The following is a 5,908-nucleotide window of genomic DNA, read 5'->3' as shown; positions in this document are numbered from 1 at the left end:
GTGTGCGAACAGGATGAAGAGGAATAGCGAGATCGACAGCCCGACGCGCATGGCGAGCGACCAGACCATGCGTTTGCTTTTACCCTTGTCGGTCATCATGAAGTACAGCGCGGAACCCAGGCTGCCGATGATGAGAATGAACGCTATGGCAACGAATATGTGCATGAAACCAGCCATTTGGCCTAAGAAAGTGAGTGCCGTAATTATCGCACCAGGTGCCATGCGGCGCGTGGCGGTTCAAGGTTTTGTCGATGGACGCGCGGCATGAAGATTCGATTTTGGCCCGCGCTGATTATTCTTGTCGTGATGGCGATTACCGTGCGGCTTGGCTTTTGGCAACGCGATCGGGCGCATCAGAAAGAGGCGCTGAACGCGCAGATCGTCGCGTTCGAGCAGGCGCCCGTCCAACGCGTCGGTGCGACGCCGATTGCGTTGAAGGACATCAATTTTCATCGCGTGATGGCGCGCGGCACGTTCATGCCGGAGTGGGTCGTTTATCTCGATAACCGGCCCTATATGGATCAGCCGGGTTTTTACGTCGTGATGCCGCTCAAGCTCGCGGACGGCGGGGTGGTGCTAGTCAATCGCGGCTGGCTGCCGCGCAATCTGTCGGATCGCACGGGTATCGCGCCGTATGACACGCCGGCGGGCGAAGTGGAAATTGACGGGGTCGCGCGGCCGAATGCATCGCTCGCTTTTGAATTGGGTCACGGCGGCTCGGCGGCGCACGAAAAGATTCGCCAGAATCTCGACGTCGCCGCGTACGCCGCTGAAACCGGTTTGCCGCTGCAACCGTTCGTGATCCAGCAACAGAACGACACCCGCGACAGACTCGTGCGCGACTGGCCTGCGCCCACGCTGGGCGTCGATACGAACTACGGTTACATGCTTCAGTGGTGGGGCATGGCGGCCGCGGCGCTCGGATTTGGCCTGTATGCCGCGCGCCGTGCAGCGAAGAAAGAGCAAGCGAGTAACGCATGAAATACCGCGGCGCGAGGAAGTGATTCACGCGACGCGCTCAACGAATAGAGGCCAAGTTTTGTCGATGCAAACTCCCCGACCGTCGTCCTCCGCCGTCCGCAAGGCGCGCGGCGAGAAACAGCCGGTCACGCCCGGTTCCTGGCACAAAGGCCGCTGGATGCTGTTGCTGCTCGCGGCGATCTGCGTGGCGCCGGTGGTCGCGTCGTACCTCATGTACTACGTTTTCAAGCCGGCCGGTGGAACGACCAGTTACGGCGCTCTGATCGAGCCCCAACGTCCGATTCCCGAGCAACTCATCGTCACCGATGAACAAGGCAAGCCGATGCCCCTCACCGCGTTGCGGGGCCATTGGCTGATGATCACGGTGAACGGCAGCGACTGCGACAAGCAGTGCGTCACGCGGCTGTTCTACATGCGGCAAGTGCGGGCGTTGCAATCGGCGGAGCGCGAGCGCGTGACGAACGTCTGGCTGCGTACCGACGACAAACCCGTATTGCCGGTCATCCGGACCGCGTATCCGCAGCCCGACACGCGCATGGTCATCGCCGATCCGAAAGTGGTCGCGGCGTGGCTTCCGCCAGGCAAGGATTCGCGAGTCGAGGATCACATCTATCTCGTCGATCCGAACGGTAACCTGATGATGCGTTTTCCGAAGGATCCGGAGCCCGAAAAAATCAAGGACGATCTGGCGAAGTTGCTGAAGTGGTCGCGGATCGGCTAAGGAATCAGGCGCATGTTCTACGTTCTGCAACTCGCATTGATTGGCACCTGCATTGCACTATTGCCGCTTTCGTACGTCTGGGTGAAAGCCGATGACAACAAATTCCGCAAGCTCGTCTGGCTCACCACGTTCCTGACGTTGGACCTCGTGATGTTCGGAGGCTTTACGCGGCTTACCGATTCCGGCCTGGGTTGCCCGGACTGGCCGGGGTGCTATGGAACGTCGTCGCCATTTATTGCGCATGCGGCTATCGCGGCGGCCAATCAGGCCATGCCGACAGGACCCGTCAGCATGGGCAAGGCGTGGATCGAAATGATTCATCGCTACTTTGCGATGGCGATCGGCGTGTTGATCATCGCGCAAATGCTGATTGCCTGGACGGCGCGCCTCAGGCACAGGCCGTTGCATGTCTCGCCGTGGTGGCCGACGGGGATCCTGATGCTGATCGTGGTGCAGGGCGCGTTCGGCGCATGGACCGTCACGATGAAGCTGCAACCCGTGATCGTGACCATTCACTTGTTGCTCGGCCTCGCGCTACTCGGTTCGCTCGGCTGGCTGGCGGCACGGCAGACGCCGATGCCGATCGTCGAGCCCGCTGTCGTGCGATGGATGCCCGCCGCGCTATTTGGCCTGGTGCTCCTGATTATCCAGATCGCGCTGGGCGGCTGGGTGAGCACCAACTACGCGGTGCTGGCATGCACGGACTTTCCTCTGTGCAATGGCGCATGGATTCCGCCGATGAACTTCGAGCACGGCTTTCACCTCTGGCGCGCACTCGGGATGACCGGTGATGGCGAGGTCATCTCGCAGGACGCGCTCGTCGCGATCCACTGGACCCACAGGACCTTTGCCGTGGTCGTCGTGTTGTACATGCTGTGGCTGGCAGCCCGACTGCGACGTTTCGACTCACTGAGAACGCCCGCGAACGGCGTTTTGCTTTTGATCGTCGTGCAGTTCCTGACGGGGCTGTCGAACATCCTTTTGCAGTGGCCGCTACCTATTGCCGTGGCTCACAACGGCGGCGCCGCGATCCTGCTGTTGCTGCTCGTTATGATAAACTTTCGAATCTCTTCCAGCCGTCCCGGCCGCGCCATCGAGCTCGATACATCGGCTCCGCGCGACGTCGTTTCCGCTTCATTCCCGCGCCATGTTCCTTGAGTTTCTATGGACAGCACGACACTGATTTCCCCCTCCGGTAGCCGACTTTCGCAATACATTGCGTTGACCAAGCCGCGCGTCACGCAACTCGCGGTGTTTTGCGCAGTGATCGGCATGTTCCTGTCGACCCCGGGCATGGTGCCGTGGACCGTATTGATTGGCGGCACAGTGGGCATCTGGCTGCTCGCTGGCGCAGCGTTCGCCATCAATTGCCTGATGGAGCAAAAGATCGATTCAATGATGCGCCGCACGGCGTGGCGTCCGTCCGCGCGTGGCGAGATCACGACCCGCCAGATCCTGCTTTTCTCGAGCGTACTCGGCGGTGCGGGCATGTGGACGCTTTATACGTTCACGAACGCGCTGACCATGTGGCTCACGATCGCCACGTTCGTGGGTTATGCGGTGATTTACACGTGCTTGCTGAAGCCCGCCACGCCACAGAACATCGTGATTGGTGGCGCGTCCGGCGCCATGCCTCCGGCGCTCGGCTGGGCCGCGGTAACGGGCCATGTGCCGGGCGACGCGTGGATCCTGGTGCTCATCATCTTCGTGTGGACGCCGCCGCACTTTTGGGCGCTCGCGCTGTATCGGCGCAAGGATTATGAGAACGCCGGCCTGCCGATGCTGCCCAACACCCACGGCGAGCAGTACACCCGCCTGCATATCTTGCTGTACACCGTGATCCTTTTTGTCGTGAGCATGATGCCGTTTATCTCCGGCATGAGCGGCGTGCTGTATCTACTGTCCGCGGTGCTCCTCGGCGGCGCATTCCTGGCTTATGCGTGGAAGATTTATCGGGACTACTCGGATGAGCTCGCGCGCAAGACGTTTCGCTTTTCCATCCTCTATTTGTCGCTGCTGTTTGCCGCGCTGCTGGTAGATCATTACGTACGCACGGTGATTGGCGCATGACGTTTTCGGCTCGCAGGATCTTTCTCTCCGGGTGCTTTGCGCTCGCCGCCGTATTGCTCGCGGGATGCGACAGCAAGCCGGCATTCACGAATCTCGACATTACCGGCAACACGCAGTTCGGCAGTGATTTTTCGCTGCCCGACAGCAGTGGCAAGGTCCGCACGCTCGGCGACTTCAAGGGCAAGGCGGTGGTGCTGTTTTTCGGCTACACCCATTGTCCCGACGTGTGTCCAACCACGCTCGCCGAGCTTGCGCAGACCATGCAGAAGCTTGGCGATGACGCCAAGCGGGTCCAGGTGCTGATGGTCACCGTCGATCCCGCGCGAGATACCCCGCCCATACTGACTGAATACGTTTCGGCGTTCAGCCCGTCGTTCGTCGCGTTGCGGCCCGCCGACACCACGCAACTCGTCAAGATCACGAAGGATTTTCGCGTGTACTACGCGCAGGTGCCGGGCAAGGCGCCTGGCGACTACACGATGGATCACACGGCCGCGAGTTATGTCTTCGATCCGCAAGGCAAGCTGAGACTGTTCGCACGCGACGGCCAAGGCGTCGACCCGTGGGTGCATGACTTGAAGTTGCTGCTGGATTGAGATGAAGAGGGGTGACCGCTGCGGCTAGCAGAAGGACTCCCTCGCCCCACGCTCACCGCAAGCGGAACCACCTCAAACCTGGTCCGACCGCCCCAAATCGCGCCCGGACCAGAGCCCGTCACACCTGCTTCGCCCAACTGCGCTGACCGTCACTGCTAACGAACCCGAATCGCTTGAAGGTCTCGGCGTCGAGGTCAAAGAGCGGGTCCGGTGCAGACAGCACACGTTCATAGCCCGAATCGATAGCAAATTCCACGCATGTCTTAATCAGGCAGTCGGCAACATCCAGCCGCCGCGTGCTCGGTTCCACGAAAAATGCATCGATCTCGGCAGTTGTCGCGGACACGCCCAGCAACATGATTGCGCCGACGTACGCGCCATCCAGTTCAGCGATCCAGCATGAGTTCCGAAACGGCTCTGGCGCGAGCAGATAGTCCACCACCTTGTTGGCCGCACGCGCTTCGCGCTCGCGACGGATATAAGGATCGCCGTTGGGCGGGTGCCCGGCACACTTCACGATCCAGCTGAAATCTTCCACCTTCGGACTTCGCAATCTAATCTGCGCCGCTTCGCTCGATGTCGCGACGCAGAGTTGACTCATAAATGCCATAAGACGCGCGTGCGCGCGCTCCGCCGGCTCGTCGTGCATATTCGTGTTCATACTTGCCTCGCCCTCTCTCTTTTTTGTCGTATGACGTTTAACAAAACGAATCAATTAGCGCATTGTGCCTACAAAAAGCATGCGCGTGCATATGCGCGTGGCGCACTCCACTTGCGAGGAAGGATCCGCGTCTATAGTGTGGAGATGGCAATGGGGGAAGTGGGCTGCGTGACAGGGTAATTACCGATATGAAATGGAATCCGGGAGTATGTCATTTTTCGTATAAGCGATTGATTTATAACGAATTTGTATATGATCGTTCAGAATATTGATCAAATTGACTGGTATTATTTTGGTTATATAATGGGCTCACCAACGCTAGGACCTGTGTATCGTTTTTCGCTGCGATTCACGCACTGGGTTGATTGTAAAAAACGGTCGCAAGTTATCGATTTCAGCGACTCATCGTGAAAATTGCGTGTTGTGCCGCGAAATTCGCGAGACTCGGTTAGTGTCGGTAGTCGACCACGAAAGCGCCGAAACAGGCGTGAAGAGACAGAGACAATTCCAGAGGCAAAAGGCGGTTGTCGCAGCGTGTCGCCCATAGGTGATGACCGGTCCGTTCGCAGCGGACGCGACTGACGTCTCGTGCCTCGCCATGCAGTACGTATCACGAGAGACATTCATGCTGAAAGGAAACATCCTGACGACCGACGGCTGGATTCATGGGTCGGTCGAGTTCGAGAACGGCCGGGTGACGGCCCTCCAGGGAGAGCGCGTGGACCCGTCGACAAACGACGCGTCCTACATCCTGCCGGGTTTCATCGATTGTCACGTGCATGGTGGCGGCGGTGCTGACATTATGGAAGGCGGCGACGCGGCCAGCACGGTTGCGCGCGAGCACGCAAAGCATGGCACCACCAGCATGCTCGCCACCAC

7 protein-coding genes and 1 pseudogene are annotated in these 5,908 nt (G+C 59.5%); 6 read left to right on the top strand and 2 right to left on the bottom strand.

Going from position 1 to position 5,908, the window contains the following annotated elements; all coding sequences use genetic code 11:
• Nucleotides 1-165 (bottom strand): twin transmembrane helix small protein (locus tag WCA53_RS02570; protein ID WP_423905145.1); only part of this gene is annotated, 165 nt, incomplete at its 3' end.
• A gap of 99 nt (nt 166-264) precedes the next feature.
• Here WCA53_RS02570 and WCA53_RS02565 point away from each other — a divergent pair.
• The 5 genes from WCA53_RS02565 (at nt 265) to WCA53_RS02545 (ending at nt 4,368) form a co-directional block, all read left to right on the top strand.
• The gene (locus tag WCA53_RS02565; RefSeq protein ID WP_423905143.1) at nt 265-981 is read left to right on the top strand and encodes an SURF1 family protein; all 717 of its coding nucleotides are present in this window, start codon (nt 265-267) and stop codon (nt 979-981) included.
• A 64-nt stretch (nt 982-1,045) separates the two neighbouring features.
• On the top strand, nt 1,046-1,702 hold the full coding sequence (locus WCA53_RS02560; protein WP_423905141.1) for an SCO family protein: 657 nt from the start codon (nt 1,046-1,048) through the stop codon (nt 1,700-1,702).
• Between the two features lie 12 nt (nt 1,703-1,714).
• A complete protein-coding gene (locus WCA53_RS02555; RefSeq protein ID WP_423905139.1) occupies nt 1,715-2,860 on the top strand; it encodes a COX15/CtaA family protein in 1,146 nt (381 codons plus the stop codon).
• Between the two features lie 6 nt (nt 2,861-2,866).
• On the top strand, nt 2,867-3,772 hold the full coding sequence (cyoE, locus tag WCA53_RS02550) for a heme o synthase (RefSeq protein WP_423905137.1): 906 nt from the start codon (nt 2,867-2,869) through the stop codon (nt 3,770-3,772).
• Nucleotides 3,769-4,368, top strand: a complete 600-nt coding sequence (locus WCA53_RS02545; protein ID WP_423905134.1) for an SCO family protein — start codon at nt 3,769-3,771, stop codon at nt 4,366-4,368. Before cyoE ends, WCA53_RS02545 begins: the two co-directional genes overlap by 4 nt.
• 118 nt (nt 4,369-4,486) lie before the next feature.
• Here the strand turns inward: WCA53_RS02545 and WCA53_RS02540 are convergent, their stop codons facing one another.
• Nucleotides 4,487-5,029, bottom strand: coding sequence for a GNAT family N-acetyltransferase (locus tag WCA53_RS02540; protein ID WP_423905132.1), 543 nt, complete (start codon nt 5,027-5,029; stop codon nt 4,487-4,489).
• Nucleotides 5,030-5,654: 625 nt separating this feature from the next.
• Here WCA53_RS02540 and WCA53_RS02535 point away from each other — a divergent pair.
• Nucleotides 5,655-5,908: pseudogene (locus tag WCA53_RS02535) on the top strand (N-acetylglucosamine-6-phosphate deacetylase); the annotation flags it as partial.

This window comes from Caballeronia sp., assembly GCF_049581465.1.
In the GTDB taxonomy this organism is placed as follows: domain Bacteria; phylum Pseudomonadota; class Gammaproteobacteria; order Burkholderiales; family Burkholderiaceae; genus Caballeronia.
The sequence above is the reverse complement of the archived record's forward strand: the minus strand, read 5'-3'. Positions and strand labels throughout refer to the sequence as shown.

Excerpts from the sequence above, each read along its gene's own strand:
- WCA53_RS02565 (WP_423905143.1), top strand. The coding sequence starts at position 265 with ATGAAGATTCGATTTTGGCCCGCGCTGATTATTCTTGTCGTGATGGCG.
- WCA53_RS02560 (WP_423905141.1), top strand. The coding sequence starts at position 1,046 with ATGCAAACTCCCCGACCGTCGTCCTCCGCCGTCCGCAAGGCGCGCGGC.
- WCA53_RS02555 (WP_423905139.1), top strand. The coding sequence starts at position 1,715 with ATGTTCTACGTTCTGCAACTCGCATTGATTGGCACCTGCATTGCACTA.
- cyoE (WP_423905137.1), top strand. The coding sequence starts at position 2,867 with ATGGACAGCACGACACTGATTTCCCCCTCCGGTAGCCGACTTTCGCAA.
- WCA53_RS02545 (WP_423905134.1), top strand. The coding sequence starts at position 3,769 with ATGACGTTTTCGGCTCGCAGGATCTTTCTCTCCGGGTGCTTTGCGCTC.
- WCA53_RS02540 (WP_423905132.1), bottom strand. The coding sequence starts at position 5,029 with ATGAACACGAATATGCACGACGAGCCGGCGGAGCGCGCGCACGCGCGT.